Here is a 22216-nt window from a genome sequence, read left to right as displayed (position 1 = left end):
CCATCTCCGGTGAGGGATCGGCGGTTGTCGCCCATCTGCTGCGCTACGGTCGTGGCTGTCGTCCGGTAGTGCCCGCGCATGGTCGAGAGGTTTCCCGCTCGATAGGAACAACCAGTATTCTGGACGACAGTCAGAATAATGGACGGGAGTTGGCTGTGAGCGCAAGTGACCCAGGCAGTCTCGTCCCCGCGGTCACCCGCGCTGTCGCGATCCTGGACGCGCTGGCGGCGGCTGAGGGGCGACCGCTGTCGGTCAGTGAGATCGCCAGAATGCTCGGGCTGCCGAAGTCCTCGACGGCGAACCTGTGCGCCTCTCTCGAGGCAACTCGATTGGTTACTCGTAGTGATGCTGGATTCACTTTGGGGCGTAAACTGGTTGAACTCGGTGGCCGTTACCTGTCGACCATCGACCAGATCCGCGAGTTCTACGAGTTGTGCCGCCGTGCGCCCCGGCTGTCTCGGGAGACGGCCCGCGTCGCCGTCCTCGACGGGCTCGACGTGCTCTACCTCGCGCGTTACGACGGTACTCAGCCGTTGCGGTTGACCGCGAACATCGGGGACCGTTTCCCCGCGGTGTGCACGGCCACCGGTAAGGCGATTCTGTCGACGCTGGACCCGGCCGTCGTCGAGGACCGGCTGCGGGGCCGCCCGGCGTTGCCCGCGCTCACCGAGCGCTCGATCACGACGGTACCGGCGCTGCTCGAGGAGCTGCGGGCCACGCGATTGCGTGGTTATGCGGTCGACGACGAGGAGACGACCGTCGGGGTCGTGTGCTTCGCCGTGCCTGTGGCGGGCTTCCACACCGAGTCCGTGGCGTTCGCGATCAGCGTCACCGTTCTCGGGGCACGTGTCGACGACGAGTTGCGTGACGCGCTGCTCGCGGACCTGCGCGGCGTCGCTGCGGGGCTTGCGAACCCGATGCTGCCGCGGGGTTCGGGACTCGCGTACTCGGGCTGAGTGCTCCGCGCGCACCGGTCGCGTCTGGTCGGAAACAAATGTGTCATCAGCACTTGACCAGCATGCTGTTTTGCGTCCAGCATGCTGCACGGGCTCGCGGTAGTTGGTCTGCGGGCTGATGACCATTTTTCGGAGGGGTCTGTGTACAACGCTTTCCCCAATGCTGTCTCGGACTCCCTTCGCCCGGCGACGGACGGTGAACCGGTGCCCCTTGTCTGGGTACGGGGTCTGCGTAAGCGGTTCGGTGGAACCCTCGCGCTCGCCGACGTCGACCTCGATCTGCACGGGGGCAGCATCCTTGCGCTCCTCGGCCAGAACGGCGCAGGCAAGTCGACGCTGATCAAAATTCTTGCCCGCGTCTACCAGGCCGACCGGGGTGAGGTGAGCGTAGCGGGCCATCCGCTGGGCAGCGAGGCCGCGACGCGCAGCATGTCCTTCATCCACCAGGACCTCGGGCTGGTGGAGTGGATGACGGTCGCGGAGAACATCGCGCTCGGTGCCGGCTACCCGCGTCGGGGTGGCCTCATCTCCTGGCGGAACCTGCGCAGGCGCTGCACCGAGGCGTTGAAGGTGGTCGCCGACCACCTGGACCCCGATGCGCGTGTCGGCGATCTCACCCGCGCGGACCGCTCCCTCGTCGCCATCGCCCGGGCGCTGTCGGCGCAGGCCGCGGTCCTCGTACTTGACGAGCCGACTGCGAGCCTGCCCGCGGCCGACTGCGCCAGGCTGTTCTCAGTGCTTCGCGTACTGCGTGACCGGGGCCACGGGATCGTCTACGTGAGTCACCGCCTTGACGAGGTCTACGAGGTCGCCGACACCGTCGTGGTGCTGCGGGACGGGCACCTGGTGGCCCGCGGCCGGCTCGCCGAGTACACCGCTGCGCGGCTGGTCCGCGACATCGTGGGCCACGAACCCGTGAGCTACCGCGCCGGCACCGCCGCCGCAGGCGGTGCCCCGGTGCTTGCCCTTGAGCAGGTGTACACCGACGCTTGTGGGCCGGTCAGCCTCAACCTGCACCCAGGTGAGGTTCTCGGCATGGTCGGTCTCACCGGCGCCGGTCACATGGACCTCGGGCGTGCCCTGGCCGGCGCGGGCACTGTCCGGGCCGGCCGGATCAGTCTCGACGGCCGGCCTTACCGTCCGCGTACGGTCGCCGCCGCGGTCGATGCCGGGGTGGGTTTTGTGACCAGCAACCGGCAGGAGGAGGGCTGTGCCCTTGACCTGACCATCCGCGAGAACCTGCTGGCCAACCCCCGGGCGCGGGGCATCCCGCCGCTGCGATGGGTCCGCCCCCACAGCGAGCGGATCATGGCCGAGAAACTCGTGGAGCGCTTCGCCGTGCGGCCGCCCGACAGCGAAGCCACGATCGCGACGCTGTCGGGCGGGAACCAGCAAAAGATCATGATCGGCCGTTGGCTCGGAGTGCACCGGCGGCTGGTGATTCTCGAGGAACCGACGGCCGGGGTCGACGTGGGCGCCAAGGCCGAGATCTACCGCCTGCTCGACGACGCGCTCGCCGCCGGGCTCGCTGTCCTGCTCATCTCCACCGACTTCGAAGAGGTGGCCAACGTGTGCCATCGGGCCCTGGTGTTCGTCCGCGGTGCTGTAACAGCGGAGTTGACCGGAGACGCTATTTCCGTCACCGAACTTACCCGCACCGCATCGGGTGCTCCCGTCGTGACCGAGACGGTGGGGGCGTGATGGGCGCCGCGTCGCGGCCGTCGCGGGAGCCCTCGGTAGGCCGGCATGGCGGCCACTTAGCAGGCAACTACGGCCTGCTCGGGTTGACGGCGCTGCTTTTCCTGATCTTTGCTCTGGTGCTGCCGGACACCTTCCCGACGCTGACGAACATCACGTCCATCCTGTCCAACCAGTCGATTCCCGCGATCCTCGCGCTCGGCGCGATGATCCCCGTCGTCACCGCCAAGTTCGATCTCTCGATCGGCTACGGTCTCGGACTCGCCCACGTCCTGACTATGCAGCTCATCGTCCACAACGGCTGGCCGTGGCCGGTCGCCGCGCTCGTCGTCATCCTGGGCGGCGCGCTCGTCGGGGTGGCCAACGGCATGCTCGTCGAATTCGCGCAGATCGACTCGTTCATCGCAACCCTCGGCACGGGCAGCGTGCTGTACGCGATCACCGGTTGGATCACCCACGGAGCGCGTGTCATCCCCGGTCCGGACGGCCTGCCGGCGTCGTTTACCGACATCTACGACTCGAAGTTCCTCGGCCTGCCGGTCTCGGCGACCTACGTCGTCGTACTCGCGATCCTCCTGTGGCTGCTGCTCGAACGCCTGCCGTTGGGTCGGTACCTCTATGTCATCGGATCCAACGCTCGCGCAGCCGACCTCGTCGGCATCCCGACCCGCCGCTACGTCATCTACGCCTTCGTCGGCTCGGGCATGGTCAGCGGCTTCGCCGGAGTACTGCTCGCCGCGCAGCAGCAGATCGGTAACCCCAGCGTTGGCCTGGACTACCTGCTGCCCGCGTTCGTCGGGGCACTGCTCGGGTCGACCGCGATCAAACCCGGCCGTGCCAACGCGCTCGGCACCGTCGTCGCGGTCGCGATCCTCGCGATCGGGCTGTCCGGTATCGGCCAGCTCGGTGCGCAGTTCTGGGTCACCCCGCTGTTCAACGGCCTGACCCTGATCGTCGCGGTCGGTCTCGCGGGCTACTCGGCGCGCCGCCGGCTACGCGCCGGGGCCGCCGCCACCCGTCAGTCGATGTCCGCAGGCGTGACCGGAGGGCCTGCGTCGCCACCCTCGTCACCCGAAGCGTCCGGGCGGACCGCCGTCGATGCGGCCCCGATTTCACCGGCCGGAGCCCAAACACCCCTTCTCGGTGCCGCACCCGCCGACCACTCCCACCATTCAGCCTGAAGGAGCCACCGTGTCTGTCATCAGGAACCGCGGAGCGTACGTAGCGGTGCTGTTATCGGTGGCCGCGGCGACCTTGGCCGGTTGTTCGCGGGGTTCGTCCACCTCGTCGAGCAGCCCCGTCTCATCCAGTTCCCCGGCAGCCAGTGGATGCCCCGCCGCGCTTGCCACTGCCAAGCAGGCCGTGCAACAGGCCCAGGATGTCAATGCGCCCTGGACCGGGCCCATCACCGGGCCGAAGGCGGTGGCGGGAAGGACGGTCGTCTATGTCGCGCAGACGATGACCAACCCCGGTGTGGCCGGTGCAGCCAAGGGCGTTCAGGATGCCGCGCAGACGATCGGCTGGAACGTCCGAGTGATCGACGGTCAGGGCACCCCCGCCGGCATCCAGGCCGCGTTCAGCCAGGCGGTCGCGCTCAAGCCGAGCGGTATCGTCCTCGGCGGATTCGACCCGAACGCGACCGCGCAGCAGGTCGCGCAGGCAAACGACGCAGGGATCCCGCTTGTCGGCTGGCATGCCGTGGCCAAGCCTGGCCCGAGTGAAAGCCCCAAGCTCTTCTCGAACGTCACCACCTGGGTCGAGGACGTTGCGAAGATCAGCGCAGACTGGATCATCGCCCGGTCGAACGGCAACGCGGGTGTGGTGATCTTCACTGACTCCTCCATCCCGTTCGCCGAGAACAAGTCCCAACTCATCAAGTCCGAGCTTGCGACCTGCTCGACGGTCAAGCTGCTGTCCTACGAGAACATCCCGATCTCGGACGCGAGCAGCCGTACGCCGCAACAGGTGTCGTCGTTGCTGTCACGGTTCGGTGACCAGTGGACCTATTCCGACGCCATCAACGACCTCTACTTCGCCGACGCCGCCGCCGCGCTGCGTTCCGGTGGCAAGAAGGGCGACGCCGCGCCGTTCAACATCGGAGCGGGTGACGGCGACCCGTCGGCCTTCCAGCGCATCCGCGACAAGCAGCACCAGTCGGCCACGGTGCCCGAACCGCTCGGTGCCCAGGGCTGGCAGATCGTCGATGAACTCAACCGGGCCTTTGCCGGCCAGAAAGCCAGCGGTTTCGTCGCACCGGTCCACCTGACCACCACCGAGAACGTCGGTGACACATCCTCATGGGACCCCAGGGGCTACCGCGAGGCCTACCAGGCAGTCTGGGGGAAGTAACGGTGATTTTTCCGGTGGCTCCGCTGAGCATGCCAGTTCCGTCACGCCTCGGGAGCGTCCGATGAGGGCACTGGTCAAGACCGCGCCCGGGACGGGACATGTCGGTCTGGTCGATGACTGGCCGGACCCTCGGCCAGCACCAGGCTGGGTCGTCGTCGAGGTCATCGCCTGCGGACTGTGCGGCACGGATCTGCACATCCTCCACGACGAGCACAAGAACTGGCCGCCGGTTGTGCTCGGACACGAATACGTAGGACGGATCGCGCGGCTTGGCGAGGATGTCGAAGGCTTCGCGGTCGGGGACCGTGTCGTGTGCGAACAGCACACCCTCGCCTGCGGACGTTGCGACGTGTGCCGGCGTGGAGCGATCCATCTGTGCTCGCACAAGCGTTCGCCCGGCTGGGGAATCGACGGGGCCTTCGCCGACAGGGTGGCGCTGCCGGCGGCGCTCCTGCACCGGGTACCCGACAGTGTTGCCGACCTCGCCGCGGTGACGACCGAGCCGAGCGCGATCTGCCTCACCGGCATCGACCGGCTCGATCTGCGTGCCGGCGAGCGGGTCGCCGTGGTCGGGCCCGGGCCGATCGGCCTTGTCTCGGCGTTGCTGGCCCGGCATGCCGGCGCGGCAGAGGTCTTTGTGGTGGGTCGTTCCTCGAGCGCGCACCGGATCGCCGCCGCCGAGCGGTTCGGCTTCACCACGGTCGTGAGCGATCGCGTCGACGCTGTCACGACGATCCTTGCGGCCACCGGAGGGCTCGGGGTCGACGCGGTGATCGAGACATCCGGTGCCGCCGCCGCTCTGGACACGGCGATCCGCGTCTGCCGGTCCCTCGGCCGCATCGTCTGTCTCGGCATCGGTGGGCAGGGGGTCGATCAGGCAGGGCTCGCTGAGGCGATGACCAGGTCGCTGTCGATCCATTTCAGCATGTCGAGCGAGTACTCGACCTGGGACCGGGCGCTGCGGCTGATGGCGGCCGGGTATGACCCGTCGCCGCTTGTTCGGAGCTATCCGCTCGCGGACTGGTCCGAGGCCTTCGACGACGTCGCCGCCCGCCGTGTGATCAAAGCTGTCATTGTCCCGGGGCGGGCACAGTGACCGTGGTGACGATCTGCGCTCCGCTGTCGCTCGACCCGACAGAGGCGATCGCGATGGCTGTCCGGCGTGCTGGTGGCGCGGCCGAGGTGCGCTACGAGCCGGCGCTGTTGCCACCGCAGCGTTTCCCCGCCGATCACACCGGTGACCCGGCATGGCGGCGCCCAACCCAGGCCGAGCAGCGGTGGCAGAAGCTGCTGGCCGAAACCGAAGTGGCGTTCGGTATCCCGGGGGACTCGCCCGACGGACTGCGGGCCTTGGTCGCCACCGCTGCCCGCCTGAAGTGGGTGCAGGGCACCGCGGCCGGCACGGGGGAGCAACTGCGCCGTGCCGATCTGCCGGCCGACGTTGCGCGTCTGCTCACGGTCACCTCCGCCGCGGGGGTGCATGCCCGGCCGCTCGCCGAGTTCGCGATGTTCGGGCTGCTTGCTTTCGCCAAGGACGTCGACCGGTTGTTGGAGGCCAGGGACCAGGCGCGGTGGCCACCGCGCTGGCCCATGCGCCAGCTTGCCCGCAGCCACGTCCTGGTAGCCGGCCTTGGCGGGATAGGGCGTGAGACGGCCCGACTGTGTGCCGCATTCGGTGCCCGGGTCACCGGTCTGCGGCGGCGGCCGTCGGCCGGTGACATGCTTGACGGCCCCGAGATACCCGGAGTCGAACGGGTGGTCGGCATGGACGAGCTTGACGACGTTCTGCGAACATGCGACGCCGTCGTGGCGGCGTTACCCGGAACTCCCGAGACCGAGGGTCTGTTCGACGGGAAACGGCTCGCCATGCTGCCGTCGCACGCGGTTGTCGTCAATGTCGGGCGCGGCAGCGTGGTCGACGCCGCGGCGCTGGTCGCAGCCCTGGACGCGGGCCGGCTACGCGGGGCCGTGCTCGACGTCACCGACCCCGAGCCGTTGCCTTCCGCGTCGCCGCTGTGGCGGCGTCCGAATGTCATCATCAGCCCGCACACGGCCGCGCTGACCGTTGATGAGGACGATCGGATCGTGCAACTGTTCGCTGAGAATCTCGAGCGATGGTTTGCCGGCGGGAGGCTACGCAACGTGGTCAACGCTCATGTCGGCTACTGAGCCCCGGCCGAAACGGGTCTTTCTCGTCGGGCTCATGGGGGCGGGCAAGTCCACGGTGGGTATCGCGCTGGCAGCCCTGCTGGGCTGCAAGTACCTGGACAATGATGTGCTGCTCGAACAACAGGCCCGCGCCAGCCTGCAGGAACTGGCCACCGCCGGGCGCCAGGCTCTGCACGAACAGGAGTCCCGTCAGCTCCGGGCGTTGTTCGACATATCAGGACCGTTCGTCGCCGGTGTTGCCGCGAGTGTCGCGGACCGTGCCGACGACATGGCGCTCATGGTCGCGGCTGGACGGGTCGTCTACCTTCGCGCAACTCCGGCGACCCTGGCCCAGCGGGTGGGAGGCGGGGAGGGCCGGCCGTGGCTGGCGGACGATCCGCTGCCCTTGCTTGAGTCGATGTTCGCCGCCCGTGACCGCGCCTTTCGCAGTGTCGATCATGTGGTTGACACCGACGGACGTGACTCGGAGGAGATCGCGGCTGAGCTGGCGGCGCGGCTCGTGGCGGAGGAGTGAATCCTCGGATCATCAGAAGTAGGACGAGCAGGTGGGCACGCCGGGAACGGCTTCGTTCTGCCCGCCCTGGGACACCGCGGTCGCCGGCAGGTACCCCCAGGCGGAGCCGTATCCATGGGTGTTGGACCGTGAGTCGTCGGCCTGGGTGTAAAGCCACCAGGTGTTGGTGTTGCCCTGGATAACGGGGTTCGAGCGGCCCTGGTACTGGCACATCACCCACACGCTCTTGGCTGCGTTCATGTATCCACTGTCGTCGAGTGCCTCCGACGTCTGATTGGACCGGACGTTCGCGTAGACGGCCGAACCCACATAGGTACCGCAGTAGTAGCGGGTCGAGAAGCGCCGTCCGGCGTAGTCGGTGGTCGCCTCACTGCGCGCCGAGCAACTGTCGACGGAAGCCGGTTGCGGGGAGGCGGCCCCGGGGGACGAGGACGGCACGGGGGATGCGGGAGAAGACGTCTGGGACGAGCGGGATGGGACACCGGTACCCGCGGGGGCCGGACCGGCCACCCCACCAGCCTCGGGCATCGGGCTCGCCATCCCCGCGGCGACCGGTGCCGTCGGTGCGGCGGACATCGTGTCGAAGGAGGACGGCGTCGGCGACCGGAGCGCGTCCGGATTTGCTGCTGCTGCTGCTGCTGCCGCAGCCGCCGCCGCATGCCCGGGTCCGGACCCGGTCGATGCCGGGGCCGCGACGACCGCTGTGCCCGGCGTGAGGAACGGCAGGCCACGTACACCGAGAAGGGCAAGTAGACCGCCTGCGACCGCGACGCATCCCACCGGGACGAACAGGAGCGCCCACCGCCGGCGACGGGAGCCTGTCCGCCTGGCCGGCCGGCCGTCGTCCGGCCCCTCGGCGGAGGATGCTGCGTCCGGGTTCCGTGCAGCGGCGGAATCTTCGGTGCCGGCGGAAAACGCGGCATCGGGTCGGGCAGGTTCCTCAACGGGATGCCGGGTCGGTTCTTCCGGTGTTACAGCAGGCTTTTCCGGCTTTTCGGTTGCAGCCTGGACGGGTGCCGGCTGCATCGGCATGGCGATATGGGTCGTGATGACCGTGGGTGGCCGACTCGGGGCCCCGCGACCCGGCGACCGTTTGAGTGCGACGAGTTCACCGAGGACGTCCGTGGCGGTCTTTGGACGCCGCGCCGGTTCGACGGCCAACATCCGCTGGACGAGCAGGGCGAGGTCTTCCGGCACGTCGTCGCGGTTAATGACCGGCACCGGGCCGTCGAGGACCTGTTGCAGCACCTGCGCCGGAACCCGGCCGGGAAAGGGTCGGTTGCCGGTCAGCAACGCGAACAGGGTGGCGCCGAATGCGAAGATGTCGGACGCGACGCTGTGGTTGTCACCGCGCATCACCTCGGGAGCGGCATACCCGGCGGTGAACGCCGCGGAGACGGTCAGACCGTCCGCTCCGGCATCCAGAGCGGCGATACCGAAATCGCTGAGCACGGCGGTCATGGGCTCACGAACAAGAATGTTCGCCGGTTTGAGGTCACGGTGGAGGACGCCGTGTCGGTGCGCGACGGCCAGCGCGTCGGCAATCTCCGTGGCGGCTTTCAACGCTTCGCTCACGCCGAGCGGGCCGGATTCCCTGACGCGGCCGGCGAGTGACCCGCCCGGCAGGTACTCCATGGCGATGTAGGGCCGCCGGTCACGGGTGGTCCCGGCGGCGAAAACAGTGATGATGTTCGGATGACCGGTCAGTCGTCCGGTGGCCCGACACTCCCGCAGGAAACGGCGTTGCGCGTCGGCATCACGAAGGTCGGCATGTATGATCTTCAGTGCGACCTGGCGATCGAAGATTTTCTGATGTGCCAGGTAGACGGTGCTGAAGCCCCCGTGCCCAATCGGTTCCAGCGGTCCGTATCCGTCGATCATCTCGATGCTTGCGCGGCTGTGGTCGTGCATTGATATCGCTCGACCCGCCCCACCCGCGGCCTGCCGACCGCATCCTCGCATCCGGCTATACGGACAAAACGCTACACCTGATCCGTTCCCCGGGCCAAGGGCGGTAGCGGTCATCGGCATGACGGTTGCGGTTTACCTGCGCCTGTAGCTGGAACGTTTCGCGGGAGACGACCGAGCCCGACCGCTCCCGCAACGCACTGGAGGCTACCGTGAGCAACAACATCCTCTCGCCTCTGGCGAGACCGTGCCCGCGCCCGGCGGGGTGAGGGTGCCTCGACGCCTTCGCCCCACGTCAGATCGTCCAGCTCGGGTTCCTGCCGCCGGCCAAGTCCTCGATCAACGCCGCCGGACAGACCGACATCTACGGCGAGCGGACACTTTCATGAGAAGCGGACGCCCTCACGACGACATCGGGGAAGGGTAAGGAAGAGAACGGGTCAGGAGGTGGTCGGCGGTCCGCCGGGCTCGGTCTGCTCGGCGAGAAACCGCTCGAGGGCTGCACCGAGCTCGTCGGCTGTCGGCAGCGGCCCGGTGGTGGCTGTCGGAAGGCTCGTGCCCTCCCTGCCGCGCACGTACGCGTCGTACTGTTCCTCCAGCGCTCCGACGAGCACCGCGGCATCACCGCCCTGTGCCAGCTGGCGGTCGACGTTCTCACGGACGACCGCCGCCGCGGATCGCAGCCCGTCCAGCGGAAGCAGCAGGCCGGTCGCCCGTGACAGCGACGTGAGGAGTGCCTCGGTGGCGGCGGGGTAGTCGGTCTGGGACAGATAGTGCGGGACGTGGGCGGCGAAGCCCATCGCGTCCTGGCCGGCCCGTCCCAGCTCGTATTCCAGGAGATGGCCGGCGCTGCCCGGGACCTGCACCCGTTGCAACCACGGTTCGTAGCCGACGATCAGGTCCTGCCTGGTGGCGTGAGCGGTGATGCCACACGGGCGGGTGTGCGGGACGGCCATCGGGATCGCGTTGAGGCCCACCGTCAACTGAACGCCCAGCTGCCCGACGAGGGCACGCACGGCGGCGGTGAACCGCTTCCACAGCAGGTCCGGCTCCAGACCGGCCAGCAGCAGGAACGGTGTGCCGGCGTTGTCGTTCACCATGTGCAGCCCGAGTACCGGCTCGTCGTAGTGCTCCCAGCGGTCCCGGAGGAATGTCATAGTGGGCCGGCGGGACCGGTAGTCGAGTAGCCGGTCCACGTCGAAGGTCGCGATGAGGCGGTGGTCGAGAGCGGTCAGCAGGTGGTCGCTGGCAAGGCGTACGGCGCCTCCCGCGTCCACGACGCCGGTGAGGGCCTCCACCATCACGGGCCGGCCCAGTTCGGGCAGGTCCTCGACGACCTCGTACAGTTCATGCGGGTCGAGCACTGGTGGAGACCTCCTTGCAGGGTCTGTCAAGTGGCTTCACCGAAGAGGAAGCCGCGTCGACATCGATCCATTCCTACCGCGTGCCGTCACCTCCATGCTGCCAGGAACGGTACTCACCACCTTGCACCGAGGGCACGCCGATGGCGAACACGGCCGGCCGGTGTGAGGTCAGTGTGATCCGGCCCCCGTCGGCCTCGACCAGGGAGCGGGCGGTCAGCAGCAGTATCTGCAACGCCGGGAATCTCTCCCGGAGTCGCCGGCACACCTCGAGGCCGTTCATGAACGGCAGGCCGACGTCGACGATCGCGATGTCGTGACGGCCGGTCAGCCCGGTCTCGAGCCCGCCCGGACCATCGGTGGCGACGTCCACCTCGTACCCCTCGCGGCACAGCGACCGGATCAACGGCTCGGCGATCGAGGGATCGTCCTCGATGAGCGGTACGGCGGTCACCTCTCCACCGTGCCGGGCTCACGTCTTCTGCTGGTCCGACCCGACCGGGTGGGATGACTGCTCGCCGCTGGTGTCGGTCTCGGCCCACTTGTCGGCTACATCCTGTCCCGTGGACCGGGCCTGCCCGACTACACCGACTACACCGACTACACCGATGACAAAGGTACCTGGGGCGAACCTCTCGGTGTCGTGAGCCTCGTGGTCGAAGGCCTGCTTCTGCTCGTGGTTCTCGCCGCATTCGTCCGTTCTTCCGGCCGGAATGAGCCGGTGGGCGTGCGAACGGCATAGCTGTCCGGAGCTGTGCCGTCGGCAGCGGCGAGGTCCACGATCCGTGCGCCTGTTCAGGGGGCGGTGATGCGGCGTCCGGTAATCGAGTGCGCGCGGATGCCCACCCACCGCTCGCGGGCGATGGTGTCCGCCCAGGGCTCCAGGCTCGTTGCCTCCAACCGGGCCAGCCACGGGTCGCTCACCAGGTCACAGGTTCCCTTCACCACCACGCTCCAGCCCTGGCGCGAACCGGCGTGGTACCCGTCGATCTCGAACGCGACCGCAGCGTTGGACAGCGCCGCCATCAACTTCGAACCGTCCGCCGTGCGAAAGGCCACAATGGTTCCGTCCACCGTGTAGTTCACCGGCAGGATCTCCACCTCGCCGTCCGAGGCAAAGGCAATCCGACCGACCGGTGTTGTCCGCAGCAGTGTCAGGCACTCTTCGAAGGTCAGCACCGAGAGACCCGCATGGTCCACTGTGGGTGAAATGCTCATCATCACCTCGCCGAGTCGAAATTCTTATTGCCCACCGTAATAACGGCGACACGCAACGGCCAGAGAAGATGGTCCCCGTATCGGACGGTCGGGTGCGGACGGAAATCGGGTCGAACGGCGACGGAGCCGGGCGGGGAATCGTTTTCGGTTGGTGTCACGGCGCCGGATCGATATCGGACCCGGATCAGTACCGGGAGTACAGGTGCGAATGCCAGGCGGCCAGGCCGATGATCCACAGTGCGACGTCGATGACGCCGAGAACGAACCCGGCGGTCGCCCTGCCGCCGCCTCCGCCGCGCCGTCCACGCATCCCGAAGACGATCGCGACGATGCCGAGCAGGATCGGGAGAATGAACAGGCCGACGACTCCGGAGGCCAGACTGATGGTGCCGTCCCGGCGGGCCGTAGGGGTCCTGGTGGGTCCGTAGTTCATGTCCGGTCTGTTCCCGCACCCGCATCCGAGTACACGTTGTGACGAACGGGCTATGTTGTCATCGCCGGTCGGTCCCCCAGCCGGTGCAACACCGTCGGCAGCTCCCCGCAGTGGACGACGGTCAGGGTCTGGGTGGCCCTGGTCATCGCCACGTACAGGTCGGCGAGCCCACGCCGGGAACTGCCGAGGATGGCGCCCGGCTCGGCCAGGATGACCGCGTCGAACTCCAGGCCCTTGGACTCGGCGACGGTGAGCACCGCGATCGGGGCGGCCAGCAGGTCCGCCGCGTCCGTCGCGGTGTCTGCCGTCGTCGGATATCCCGATGCGGGGTATCCCGGCACGGCCGCCAGCGCCGCGCGGACCCGCTCGCGCAGGCCCTCCGAGCAGATCACCGCGACCTTTCCCTCACCGACGTCCTCGGCCGCCTGCAACGCCGTGTCGGCAGCCCTGCGGACGACCGCGTCGACACTCCCGTCGACGCGCACCGCTACCGGGAGCCGGCCGGTGGCGCGGACGGACCGTGGCGGCTCGGCGTCCGGGTCCTGCGCGGCGAGCACGTCAGCCGCAACATCCATGATCTCGGATGGGGTCCGGTAGCTCACGCTGAGTCGTTCCACCCGCCATCTGTTCCCGATATGCGGGGTCAGCGCATCAGCCCAGGAACGCGCCGCCGCCGGATTCGCGGCCTGCGCGAGATCACCCACCAGGGTCGCCGACCGCATCGGGCAGCGCCGCCACAGCAGGCGCCACAGCATCGGCGACACCTCCTGGGCCTCGTCGACAATGAGATGACCGAAGGTCCATGACCGGTCGCCACCTGCGTGCTCGACAGCGCTGCGCCGCCGTCGCGATCCGGACCAACGTTCGGCCATCATGTCCGCGTCGACCATCTCCGACAGGCCCAGCCCGTCGAGGACCTCGCGGGCGTACTCCCGTTCGGCGCGCCGCTCCTGCTCGGCCTCCCACGCCGCCAACTCGGCGGACTCGTCGTCAGGATCGCCCAGCAGTTCGGCGGCCTCGTCGAGCAGCGGCACGTCGGCCGGTGTCCACGGGGAGCCCGCCGGCCGATGCAGCAGGTGCCGCTCGGCGTTGGTCAACCGGACCGCCGTACCGGCGGCGGCAAGCCGGGCGGGCGTGGCGAACAGCTCGGCGAGCAGGCCCTGCGGGGTCAGCTGCGGCCACATCGCGTCGATGACCGCCCGCACATCCGGGTCGGCGCGCAGATACCCCGCGATCTCGTCGGTTTCGTCGTCGTCGAGCAGGCCACCGGCAAGGTGCCCGATCACCTGTCTGGTCAGCGCCGTCACCAGTTCACGGACGAAGACCCGCCGGGCTGCGTTGTGCGGTCGGCGGCTACGCCGCGCCCGGGCGCGGGCGTTCTCGACCGTGCGGCGCTCCAGGCACAGGACCGCGCCGTCGTAGGGGACGTCCACCCCGTTGGGGGGAACCTCCTGCCGGTCCTTCACCGCCGCGGCCACGAGTCTCGCCATCCGCAGGTCGCCCTTGAGCGCGACGACCCGGTCGTCCTCCCCGGCGACGGCGTCGACACCGGGGAACAACCGGCCCGGGGTCGCGAAGACGACCCCGGTCTCCCCGAGGGACGGCAGCACCTGTTCGATGTAACGCAGGAACACCGGACTCGGGCCGATCACCAGCACCCCCGACCGGGCGAGCCGCTCCCGGTCGGTGTAGAGCAGGTAGGCGGCCCGGTGCAGGGCTACCGCGGTCTTCCCGGTACCGGGCCCGCCGTCGACGACCAGGACGGACGTGGCGTCGGCACGGATCACCCTGTCCTGTTCGGCCTGCAGGGTCGCGACGATGTCGTGCATGTGGCCGGAGCGGGGCGCGGACAGGGCCTCCAACAGCGGCGCGTCACTGCTCGAGGCGACCACCGGACCGTCCGAGGCGCCCGCGGGGTCGAGGACGTCGTCGGTGAACCCTCTGACCTCCCGTCCCTTGGTCCGCAGGTGACGGCGCCGGACCAGGCCGTGCGGATCCGCGAGGGTCGCCCGGTAGAAGGCGGTGGCCACCGGGGCACGCCAGTCGATCAGTATCGGATCGTGTTCGTCGTCGGACAGTCCGATCCGCCCGATGTAGACGCGTCGGTGGTCGGTGTGGTCCATGGCGCCGAAACACAGCCGTCCCTCCGCCGCGTCGAGCTGGCCGATCCGGTCGGAGTACGCGGTGGCGAAGGCATCTCGCTCCACCCGGGACTGCGGCGTGCCGGTACCCGAGTCCAACAGGACGGCGCGCAGCTGCCCGCGGATCCGGTCACGCAGCTCGTCCAACCGGTTGTACAGGGTGTCGACGTATGTCTGCTCGGATGTGAGTTCCTGCTCGTACGTCGTCGGCACTTGCGGTCCCTCCATGCTCGGTCACGCACTACTCCGGTTACCACCTGCTTCGGTGACGAACTCCGGTGCGGGCCGCGCGAGGATGTATGCGGTGCTCCGGTTTCGGGTGGTAACGGCTCCACTCGCCAACATCCGCAGTCGTGAGTGGGACATCGAGCCTACGTGGCGGAGCGGGTCGGACGCGCGGACCAGTGGCGAGGCCCACCCGCGGGCAGGACAATTCCGGCCGGCGGCGGCGACCTCAACCGGCGACGGCGACCTCGGCGGCGGTGTTGGTCAGGACGTCGGGCACGGTCACACCGGGCGCGGTCTCGACGAGGGTCAGACCGTCCGCGGTGACGTCGAGGACGGCAAGGTCGGTGATGATCCGGTGGACGCAGGCCTTCCCGGTGAGCGGGAGGGTGCACGCGGGCAGGATCTTCGGTGAGCCGTCCCGGGCGGTGTGCTCCATGAGGACGAGGACACGGCGGGCACCGTGGATGAGGTCCATCGCACCGCCCATCCCCTTGACCATCTTCCCTGGGATCATCCAGTTGGCCAGGTCACCGGTTGCGGACACCTGCATCGCGCCGAGGATCGCGACGTCGACATGCCCGCCGCGGATCATGCCGAAGGACAGTGACGAGTCGAAGGTGCTCGCCCCGGACAGCAGGGTGACGGTTTCCTTGCCGGCGTTGATGAGGTCGGGGTCCACCTCGTCGTCGAACGGGTACGGGCCGACGCCGAGCAGCCCGTTCTCGGACTGCATGACGACGCCCACCCCGCCGGGCAGGTGGTTGGGCACGAGTGTCGGCAGCCCGATGCCGAGGTTCACGTACTGGCCGTCGGTCAGTTCGGCGGCGGCGCGGGCGGCCATCTGCTCGCGGGTCCAGCTCATCGGGCACGTACCGTCCTTTTCTCGATCCCTTTGGTGACGGACTGCTCGTCGGTGAGCGCGACGACGCGCTGTACGAAGATGCCCGGCAGGTGCACCTCGTCCGGGTCGAGCTCGCCTGGCTCCACGAGATGTTCGACCTCGGCGAGGGTGATCCGTCCGGCCATGGCGGCGAGCGGGTTGAAGTTACGGGCCGCCCGGGAGAACACGAGGTTGCCGTGGCGGTCCCCCCGCGCGGCGCGGACCAGGGCGAAGTCGGTGACGATGCCTTCCTCGAGGACGTACTCGCGACCGGCGAAGGTCCTGACCTCCTTGGCCGGCGAGGTGAGTGCCACTGTGCCGTCGGAGCGGTAGCGGCGCGGCATGCCGCCGTCCGCGACCTGGGTACCGACCCCTGCCGGGGTGTAGAAGGCCGGGATGCCGCAGCCGCCGGCGCGCAACCGCTCGGCCAGGGTGCCCTGGGGGATGAGTTCGACCTCCAGCTCACCGGCCAGGTACTGGCGGGCGAACTCCTTGTTCTCGCCCACGTAGGACCCGGTGACGCACACGATCCGCCCCTGCGCGAGCAGGATGCCGAGGCCGCCACCGTCCACGCCGCAGTTGTTGGAGACCACGGACAGGTCGGTGGCTCCGTGCCGGTCGAGAGCATCGATGAGGACGGTGGGCACGCCGCACAGCCCGAATCCGCCGACGGCGAGCGAAGCACCGTCGGTTATGTCAGCCACCGCATCGGCGGCGGAGGCCACAACCTTGTCCATGGCGTGCGGATCCCCTTTCGTGGGAGGGAGCGAGTTCGGACGGGCGATTGGTTCGGTAGGGCAGCGGACCGGAGGGCCTGTTGTCGGGCTGTTGTCGGGCTGTTGTCGGATGGTTGTCAGGCGGAGGCGGCCCCGACGTAGTTCTCGGCGACAACAGTGGCCGCGGCGGTCGAGGCGACGGTGTAACGCAGGTTCGCGAGCTGTAGGCGGCACTCGAAGTCGCCGGCTTCCGGGTCGGGATGCAGCATCGTGGTCATGAGATAGGAGAAGTGCTCCGCCCGCCAGACCCGGCGCAGCGCCGTCTGCGAGTAGGCGTCCACGGCCGCGTGGTCCCCGTCTGCGAACCACCGGGTGAGGGCTCGGGCCAGCAGCGTCACGTCGGCGACGGCGAGGTTCAGGCCCTTTGCTCCGGTAGGCGGCACGATGTGGGCGGCGTCGCCGGCGAGGAAGAGCCGCCCATGGCGCATCGGTTCCGCGACGAAGCTGCGCATCGGGGTGATGCCCTTCTCGGTGATCGGCCCACGTTCGAGGTTCCAGTCGGAGTGGACCGCGAAGCGGGCTTCGAGCTCGTCCCAGATCCGTTCGTCCGACCAGTCGGCGAGGTCGGCGTCAGGGGTGACCTGCAGGTAGAGCCGGCTGACAGTGGGGGAGCGCATGCTGTGCAGGGCGAAGCCCCGCTCGTGCCGGGCATAGATCAGCTCGTCGCAGGACGGTGGCACGTCGGCGAGGATGCCGAGCCAGGCGAACGGGTAGGTCCGGGTCCAGGTGTGCAGCGTGCCGGCGGGGACGCATCGACGCCCCATCCCGTGGAAGCCGTCACATGCGACCACGACGTCGCAGCGCAGCGTGTGCTCGGCGTCGCCATGGCGGAAGGTGATGGTGGGACGCCCGCCGTCCATCTTGTCCGCTGACGTGCCGTCCGCCGAGATGCCCTCCACCGCGGTGGCCTCGGCCTCGAACAGGACATGCCCGCCATCGGCCAGCCGGCGGGCGATCAGGTCCTTCACGACCTCGGTCTGCGCGTAGACCATCACGGCGCGTCCCCCGGTCAGGGACGGGAAGTCGATACGGTGGCACTCCCGGTCGAAGCGCAGTTCGATGCCCTCGTGGACGAGCCCCTGGCGGTCCATCCGGTCGCCGACGCCGCTTGCGCGCAGTACGTCGACGGTCCCCTGCTCGAGGATTCCGGCACGCTGGCGCTGCTCGACGCGGTCGCGGCTGCGGCTTTCCAGGACAACCGAGTCGATGCCTTCGAGGTGAAGGAGATGGGAGAGCAAAAGGCCGGCGGGACCGGCACCGATAATCCCAACGCGGGTCTGCACTGTTGTCTCCCTCAGCCGAGCGGGTGGCGGGTGGTGCCGGTGGTGCCGGTGGTGGCTCCGGGGTCGAGGTCGAGGTCGAGGTCGGCGAGTGTGCGGTTGGCGACCTCGAAGGCGGAGTTCGCCGCCGGCACCCCGCAGTAGATGGCGGTCTGCAGCAGAACCTCTTTGATCTCGTCCCTGGTAAGGCCGTTGCGGACGGCCGCGCGTACGTGCATGGCGAGCTCGGTGTGATGTCCCCCGGCCACCAGCGCGGTGAGGGTGACGCAGCTGCGGGCACGCCGGTCCAGGCCCGGCCGGGTCCAGATCTCGCCCCAGGCGTACCGGGTGATGAGGTCCTGGAAGTCGGCGGTCAGGCTGGTCGTCGCGGCCTGGGCCCGATCCACATGGGCGTCGCCGAGGACCGCCCGGCGGACCGTCATCCCGGCCGTGTGCCGATCGGCGTCGTCGGCCGGCACTGGCCGGCCGAAGTGGGCGGCCAGTGCCCGCCCGACCGCAGCCGGCTGTTCGACGCCGGCGAGGTGCGCCGCATGGGCGATCTCCACCAGGGTGGCGTCCGGGATGCCGTCGGCGAGTTCGCGCGCGTGCGCGGGCGGGGTCGCCAGGTCGTCCCGCCCGGCGACGACAAGGGTCGGCACGGTGATGCGACCGAGGTCCGCCCGCAGGTCGTAGCCGGCCAGCGCGTCGCAGCAGGCGGCGTAGCCGGCCGGGTCCACAGCGGTGAGTTCGGCGAGAAGGCCGCGGACCCGGTCCGGGGCCCGATCGGCGAAAGCGGGGGTGAACCAGCGTGCGGCTGCGGGTCCCACCAGCGCGGCCGTGCCCTGCTCGCGGACGACGGCGGCGCGGTCACGCCAGCCGTCCGGTTCCCCGAAACGCGCGGACGAGCAGACCAGGGCCAGCGCGCTGAGCCGCTCTGCCCGGTGGACGCCGAGGTGGGCTCCGACCGCACCACCGAGCGAGACCCCCGCATACGCGAACTTGGAGTAGCCGTACACGTCGGCCAGTTCCAGGACGAGTTCGGCGAGATCCGCAACGCCGGCCCCGGCCCCGGTTTCAGCCCCGGCCACGTCGGCGGCGGTGCCACCGTGACCCGGCAGGTCGAAACGCAGCACCCGGTGGTGGCGGGCGAGTCTCCCGACCAGTTCGTCCCAGACGTGCAGGGTGGTGCCAAGCGACGGGCCGAGCAGCAGCGGCGACCCGGACACCGGGCCGTCGACGCGGTGGTGCAGGCGGATGGCGCTGCTCACGCGTCCCCCCGGGTCCGCGGCCGGGTGTCGCGGCCGCTGTGACGGTCATCGGTGCTGTCACTGCGGGCGTCCGCTTCCGCGAGCACGCTCAGGGCCCGGTCGACCAGTGCCGCAGCGGACCCTGTGTAGGTGGTCGGGTCGAGGAGCGCGGCGATCTCGGCGGCGTCGAGGTGCTTTCTGAGTGCTGGGTCCGCGGCGAGGACATCACCCAGCCCGCGTCCCTCACGCACGCTGCGCCGGGCCGCGTCCTCACTGACCCGTCTTGCCTCGGCCCGGCCGAGCAGGCGGGTCAGCGCGATGGACAACCGTTCGGACACCACCAGGCCTCCGGTCAGGTCGAGATGGGCGCGCATCCGCCTGGCGTCGACCCGCAGCCCTTCGGTGAGGTCGGCGGTACCCTCGGCGGCACCTCCGACGAGGCGCAGGGCCTCCCGCAGGATCTGCCATTCGGCATGCCAGGTACCGGCGGGCCTTTCGTCCTCGGAGACCAGGGAGCCGATCAGTACGGTGGCGAGCGGTCCGACGTGGCGTGCCGCGGCGGCGATGAGGGTGGAACGTACCGGGTTGCTCTTGTGCGGCATGGCCGAGGAGCCGCCGCCGACGGATTCGGCGAGCTCCCCGGTCTCGGTTCGCGTCGCCAGGAGTACATCTGCGGCGATCTTCCCGAGTGCGCCGGCGGTGAAGGCGAGAGCCGCGCCGAGGTCCGCGATCGGGGTACGCAGCGTGTGCCAGGGCAGGAGGGGTTCGGCGAGGCCGAGTTCGCGCGCGAACTCGGCCAGAAGCGCGATGCCGGGTGTCGTCACGGCGACCCCGGCCGTATCCATACAGGTGTTGGCGTTGGCGTTGGCGTAGGCGTCGAAGGCGGCAAGTGTCCCGGCGGCCCCACCCAGTTGGGCGGGCAGCTGGCCGAGCAGCGTGCCGAGCCGGGACCGGGCATCCAGGACGAGCTGGTGCCAGCCGGCCGCCTTCAGACCGAAGGTCGTCGGGACGGCGTGCTGGGTGAGGGTCCGACCGGGCAGGGGCGTGTCGCGGTGTTCGGCCGCGAGCCGGCGGAGTGCCACGGCGGCGCGGTCCAGATCGGTTGTGATCATACCCAGGGCGCGACTGGAGACCAGCATGGCGGCCGTGTCCAGGATGTCCTGGCTGGTCGCACCTTGGTGGACGTACTCGGCCGCGTGCGGGTCGCGGGCGGCGACGGCCGCCGTGAGGTCCGCGACGAGCGGGATCACCGGGTTGCCCCCGGCGCGGGCGCGTAGCGCAATGCCACGGACGTCATAGGCGTCGGCATCAGCGCAGGAACCAACCGTGGCTGCTGCGGACGGCGGGATGAAACCGAGGCTCGCCTGCGCGCGGCTCAGCGCGGCCTCCGCGTCGAGCATGGCCTGTAGCCACGCGGTGTCACCGGTGGCCTGCTCGACGGCGGTGCCGGCCCGGCCCGGTGAGAGCAGACCGACGTCCGCCGCGTCAGCGGTGTTCAAGGAAGACCGTCTCCCCGTCGCCCTGTAGCCGGACGTCGAACCGGAAGACCCGGTCGGACTCTGCGTGGGCGACGAGCGTTGCGCGCCGCGCCGGGTCAAGGCCGCGCAGGAGCGGGTCGGCGGCGTTCGCCCGGGCATTGCCCGGTAGGTAGATCCGGGTGAAAAGGCGGTGCAGGAGGCCCCGGGCGAAGACCGCGACGGCGATGTGGGGCGCCCCTGCGGGGACGGCCGGCGGTAGCGTGCGCAGCACCCAGTGTCCGTCCGGGCCGGTGGGAACGCGGCCGAAACCGGTGAAGGTGTGCCCGTCGCGGTGCAGCGATCCGGGGTTCCCGGTGAGGGAGCCGTCGTGGCCGGCCTGCCAGAACTCCAGGAGGGCATCGGGCACCGGCTGCCCGGCACCGTCGTGGACGGCACCGTGGATGGTGATCGTGTCCGGGTGGCCCGTCGGCGCCATGTCGCCGCCGTGCGCGAACGGCAGGGCATAGCCGAAGAAGGGGCCGATGGTCTGCCCCGGCGTGGCCTGGCGCCCGTTCGCGGCCTGGAGCGCGGTCCCGGGCGTTGCCGGCACACCGGTGTTCTCCGCGGGGTTCAATGCTGGTCCTGCTCGAGCCGGGTGGCGGCCGGGCCGTCCAGGACGACGTCCCAGTTGTACCCGAGGGCCCATTCGGCGGTGGTGCGGTCATGGTCGTATGCGGCGACCAGGCGCCCGCGGGCGTCCTCGTCAGTGATCGAATTGTAGATCGGGTCGAGCGGGAACAATGGATCTCGGGGAAAGTACATCTGGGTGACGAGCCGCTGGGTGAACGCGGTACCGAAGAACGAGAAGTGGATGTGTGCCGGCCGCCAGGCGTTGCGGTGGTTGCGCCACGGATAGGCACCCGGCTTGATCGTGACGAACCGGTAGCGGCCTTCGGAGTCGGTGAGGCAGCGGCCTGCGCCGGTGAAGTTGGGGTCCAGCGGAGCGGGATGCCGGTCGCGCCGGTGGGCGTACCGGCCCGCCGCGTTCGCCTGCCAGATCTCCACCAACTGGCCGCGGACAGGACGCCCGGCACGGTCGAGGACCCGGCCGGTAACGATGATCCGCTCGCCGAGAGGTTCACCGATGTGCTGGTGGGTCAGGTCGGCGTCCAGCTCGGACACGTCGGCATCCCCGAAGACCGGGCCGGCCAGTTCGACGAACGCCTCCGGTGCGGTGACCGCAGGACGGTGAGGATGACGCAGGACGCTGCTGCGGTACGGGGGGAAGTCCAGCTCCGGGTCTGACGAGGCGGGCGTGCCGTCGGCCCGGCGCTTCGCGGCGTCTGCGTGGAACGCCTGGATCTCCCGGAAGATCTCCAGCTGGGTCGCTTCCGCGGCATCCGAGCCTCCTGGCCGGCGCGCGGTGGGATCCGGGTCGGTGTCGGTGTCGGTGTCGGACGTGTCCGGCCCGTTCGCGATGTCGCTCGCTGCTGCCATGGCGATGGCGTTCCTTTACGTTGTTCGCCTAGTGAACTTAAGTTCGCATTTGTGCAGCAGTGTGCGTCCGCGCGCAGGCTGTGTCAACAGTGCCGTCCCACGGTCCAGGGAACCGTGAACGCCCC

At 69.5% G+C, this 22216-nt stretch carries 20 protein-coding genes; 7 read left to right on the top strand and 13 right to left on the bottom strand.

Annotation, left to right across the window (positions count from 1 at the left end):
• Positions 1-155 precede the first annotated feature (155 nt).
• From NBW77_RS09855 to NBW77_RS09825, 7 genes are all read left to right on the top strand, one after another.
• Positions 156-956 carry an IclR family transcriptional regulator gene (locus tag NBW77_RS09855; RefSeq protein WP_207386926.1) on the top strand — a complete coding sequence of 267 codons (801 nt, stop codon included), beginning with the start codon at positions 156-158 and terminating at the stop codon, positions 954-956.
• Positions 957-1097: 141 nt separating this feature from the next.
• Entirely contained in the window at positions 1098-2657 is a 1560-nt protein-coding gene (locus NBW77_RS09850; protein ID WP_250279610.1) for a sugar ABC transporter ATP-binding protein, read from the top strand.
• Entirely contained in the window at positions 2657-3835 is a 1179-nt protein-coding gene (locus tag NBW77_RS09845; RefSeq protein ID WP_131746229.1) for an ABC transporter permease, read from the top strand. Before NBW77_RS09850 ends, NBW77_RS09845 begins: the two co-directional genes overlap by 1 nt.
• A 10-nt stretch (positions 3836-3845) precedes the next feature.
• Positions 3846-5003 (top strand): substrate-binding domain-containing protein, encoded by a 1158-nt coding sequence (locus NBW77_RS09840; protein WP_207386928.1) that lies wholly within the window; start codon positions 3846-3848, stop codon positions 5001-5003.
• Between the two features lie 61 nt (positions 5004-5064).
• A complete protein-coding gene (locus tag NBW77_RS09835; RefSeq protein ID WP_131746231.1) occupies positions 5065-6099 on the top strand; it encodes a zinc-dependent alcohol dehydrogenase in 1035 nt (344 codons plus the stop codon).
• Complete coding sequence (locus NBW77_RS09830; RefSeq protein ID WP_131746232.1) at positions 6096-7172, top strand: D-2-hydroxyacid dehydrogenase; 1077 nt, start codon at positions 6096-6098, stop codon at positions 7170-7172. Before NBW77_RS09835 ends, NBW77_RS09830 begins: the two co-directional genes overlap by 4 nt.
• A complete protein-coding gene (locus tag NBW77_RS09825; protein ID WP_131746233.1) occupies positions 7159-7686 on the top strand; it encodes a shikimate kinase in 528 nt (175 codons plus the stop codon). The genes NBW77_RS09830 and NBW77_RS09825 overlap by 14 nt, the downstream gene beginning before the upstream one ends.
• Before the next feature lie 12 nt (positions 7687-7698).
• Here the strand turns inward: NBW77_RS09825 and NBW77_RS09820 are convergent, their stop codons facing one another.
• The 13 genes from NBW77_RS09820 to pcaH all read right to left on the bottom strand — a co-directional run bounded on the left by NBW77_RS09820 (position 7699) and on the right by pcaH (position 22091).
• Positions 7699-9597: a serine/threonine-protein kinase gene (locus tag NBW77_RS09820; protein WP_242605728.1), complete on the bottom strand. Its 1899-nt coding sequence runs from the start codon at positions 9595-9597 to the stop codon at positions 7699-7701.
• 437 nt (positions 9598-10034) lie between these two features.
• Positions 10035-10958, bottom strand: coding sequence for a proteasome assembly chaperone family protein (locus tag NBW77_RS09815; protein WP_131746234.1), 924 nt, complete (start codon positions 10956-10958; stop codon positions 10035-10037).
• Between the two features lie 73 nt (positions 10959-11031).
• Positions 11032-11409 carry a response regulator gene (locus tag NBW77_RS09810; RefSeq protein WP_131746235.1) on the bottom strand — a complete coding sequence of 126 codons (378 nt, stop codon included), beginning with the start codon at positions 11407-11409 and terminating at the stop codon, positions 11032-11034.
• A gap of 341 nt (positions 11410-11750) precedes the next feature.
• Positions 11751-12173: a pyridoxamine 5'-phosphate oxidase family protein gene (locus NBW77_RS09805; RefSeq protein ID WP_242605729.1), complete on the bottom strand. Its 423-nt coding sequence runs from the start codon at positions 12171-12173 to the stop codon at positions 11751-11753.
• 184 nt (positions 12174-12357) lie between these two features.
• A complete protein-coding gene (locus NBW77_RS09800) occupies positions 12358-12606 on the bottom strand; it encodes a DUF4190 domain-containing protein (protein ID WP_131746237.1) in 249 nt (82 codons plus the stop codon).
• A gap of 50 nt (positions 12607-12656) precedes the next feature.
• Entirely contained in the window at positions 12657-14960 is a 2304-nt protein-coding gene (locus tag NBW77_RS09795; protein WP_131746238.1) for a HelD family protein, read from the bottom strand.
• Positions 14961-15201: 241 nt separating this feature from the next.
• Positions 15202-15837, bottom strand: coding sequence for a CoA transferase subunit B (locus tag NBW77_RS09790; protein WP_131746239.1), 636 nt, complete (start codon positions 15835-15837; stop codon positions 15202-15204).
• Complete coding sequence (locus NBW77_RS09785; protein WP_250279609.1) at positions 15834-16592, bottom strand: CoA transferase subunit A; 759 nt, start codon at positions 16590-16592, stop codon at positions 15834-15836. Before NBW77_RS09785 ends, NBW77_RS09790 begins: the two co-directional genes overlap by 4 nt.
• Positions 16593-16708: 116 nt before the next feature.
• Entirely contained in the window at positions 16709-17914 is a 1206-nt protein-coding gene (locus NBW77_RS09780; RefSeq protein ID WP_250279608.1) for a 4-hydroxybenzoate 3-monooxygenase, read from the bottom strand.
• Positions 17915-17925: 11 nt separating this feature from the next.
• Positions 17926-19158, bottom strand: a complete 1233-nt coding sequence (gene pcaDC / locus NBW77_RS09775; RefSeq protein ID WP_250279607.1) for a bifunctional 3-oxoadipate enol-lactonase/4-carboxymuconolactone decarboxylase PcaDC — start codon at positions 19156-19158, stop codon at positions 17926-17928.
• A complete protein-coding gene (gene pcaB, locus NBW77_RS09770) occupies positions 19155-20636 on the bottom strand; it encodes a 3-carboxy-cis,cis-muconate cycloisomerase (protein ID WP_131746240.1) in 1482 nt (493 codons plus the stop codon). Before pcaB ends, pcaDC begins: the two co-directional genes overlap by 4 nt.
• On the bottom strand, positions 20623-21204 hold the full coding sequence (gene pcaG / locus NBW77_RS09765) for a protocatechuate 3,4-dioxygenase subunit alpha (RefSeq protein WP_250279606.1): 582 nt from the start codon (positions 21202-21204) through the stop codon (positions 20623-20625). Before pcaG ends, pcaB begins: the two co-directional genes overlap by 14 nt.
• Positions 21205-21224: 20 nt before the next feature.
• On the bottom strand, positions 21225-22091 hold the full coding sequence (gene pcaH / locus NBW77_RS09760) for a protocatechuate 3,4-dioxygenase subunit beta (protein WP_165485980.1): 867 nt from the start codon (positions 22089-22091) through the stop codon (positions 21225-21227).
• Positions 22092-22216 lie beyond the last annotated feature (125 nt).

It is taken from the genome of Frankia sp. Cppng1_Ct_nod, from assembly GCF_920656135.1.
Lineage (GTDB): Bacteria > Actinomycetota > Actinomycetes > Frankiales > Frankiaceae > Protofrankia > Protofrankia meridionalis.
This window is presented reverse-complemented; position numbering and strand designations above follow the sequence as displayed.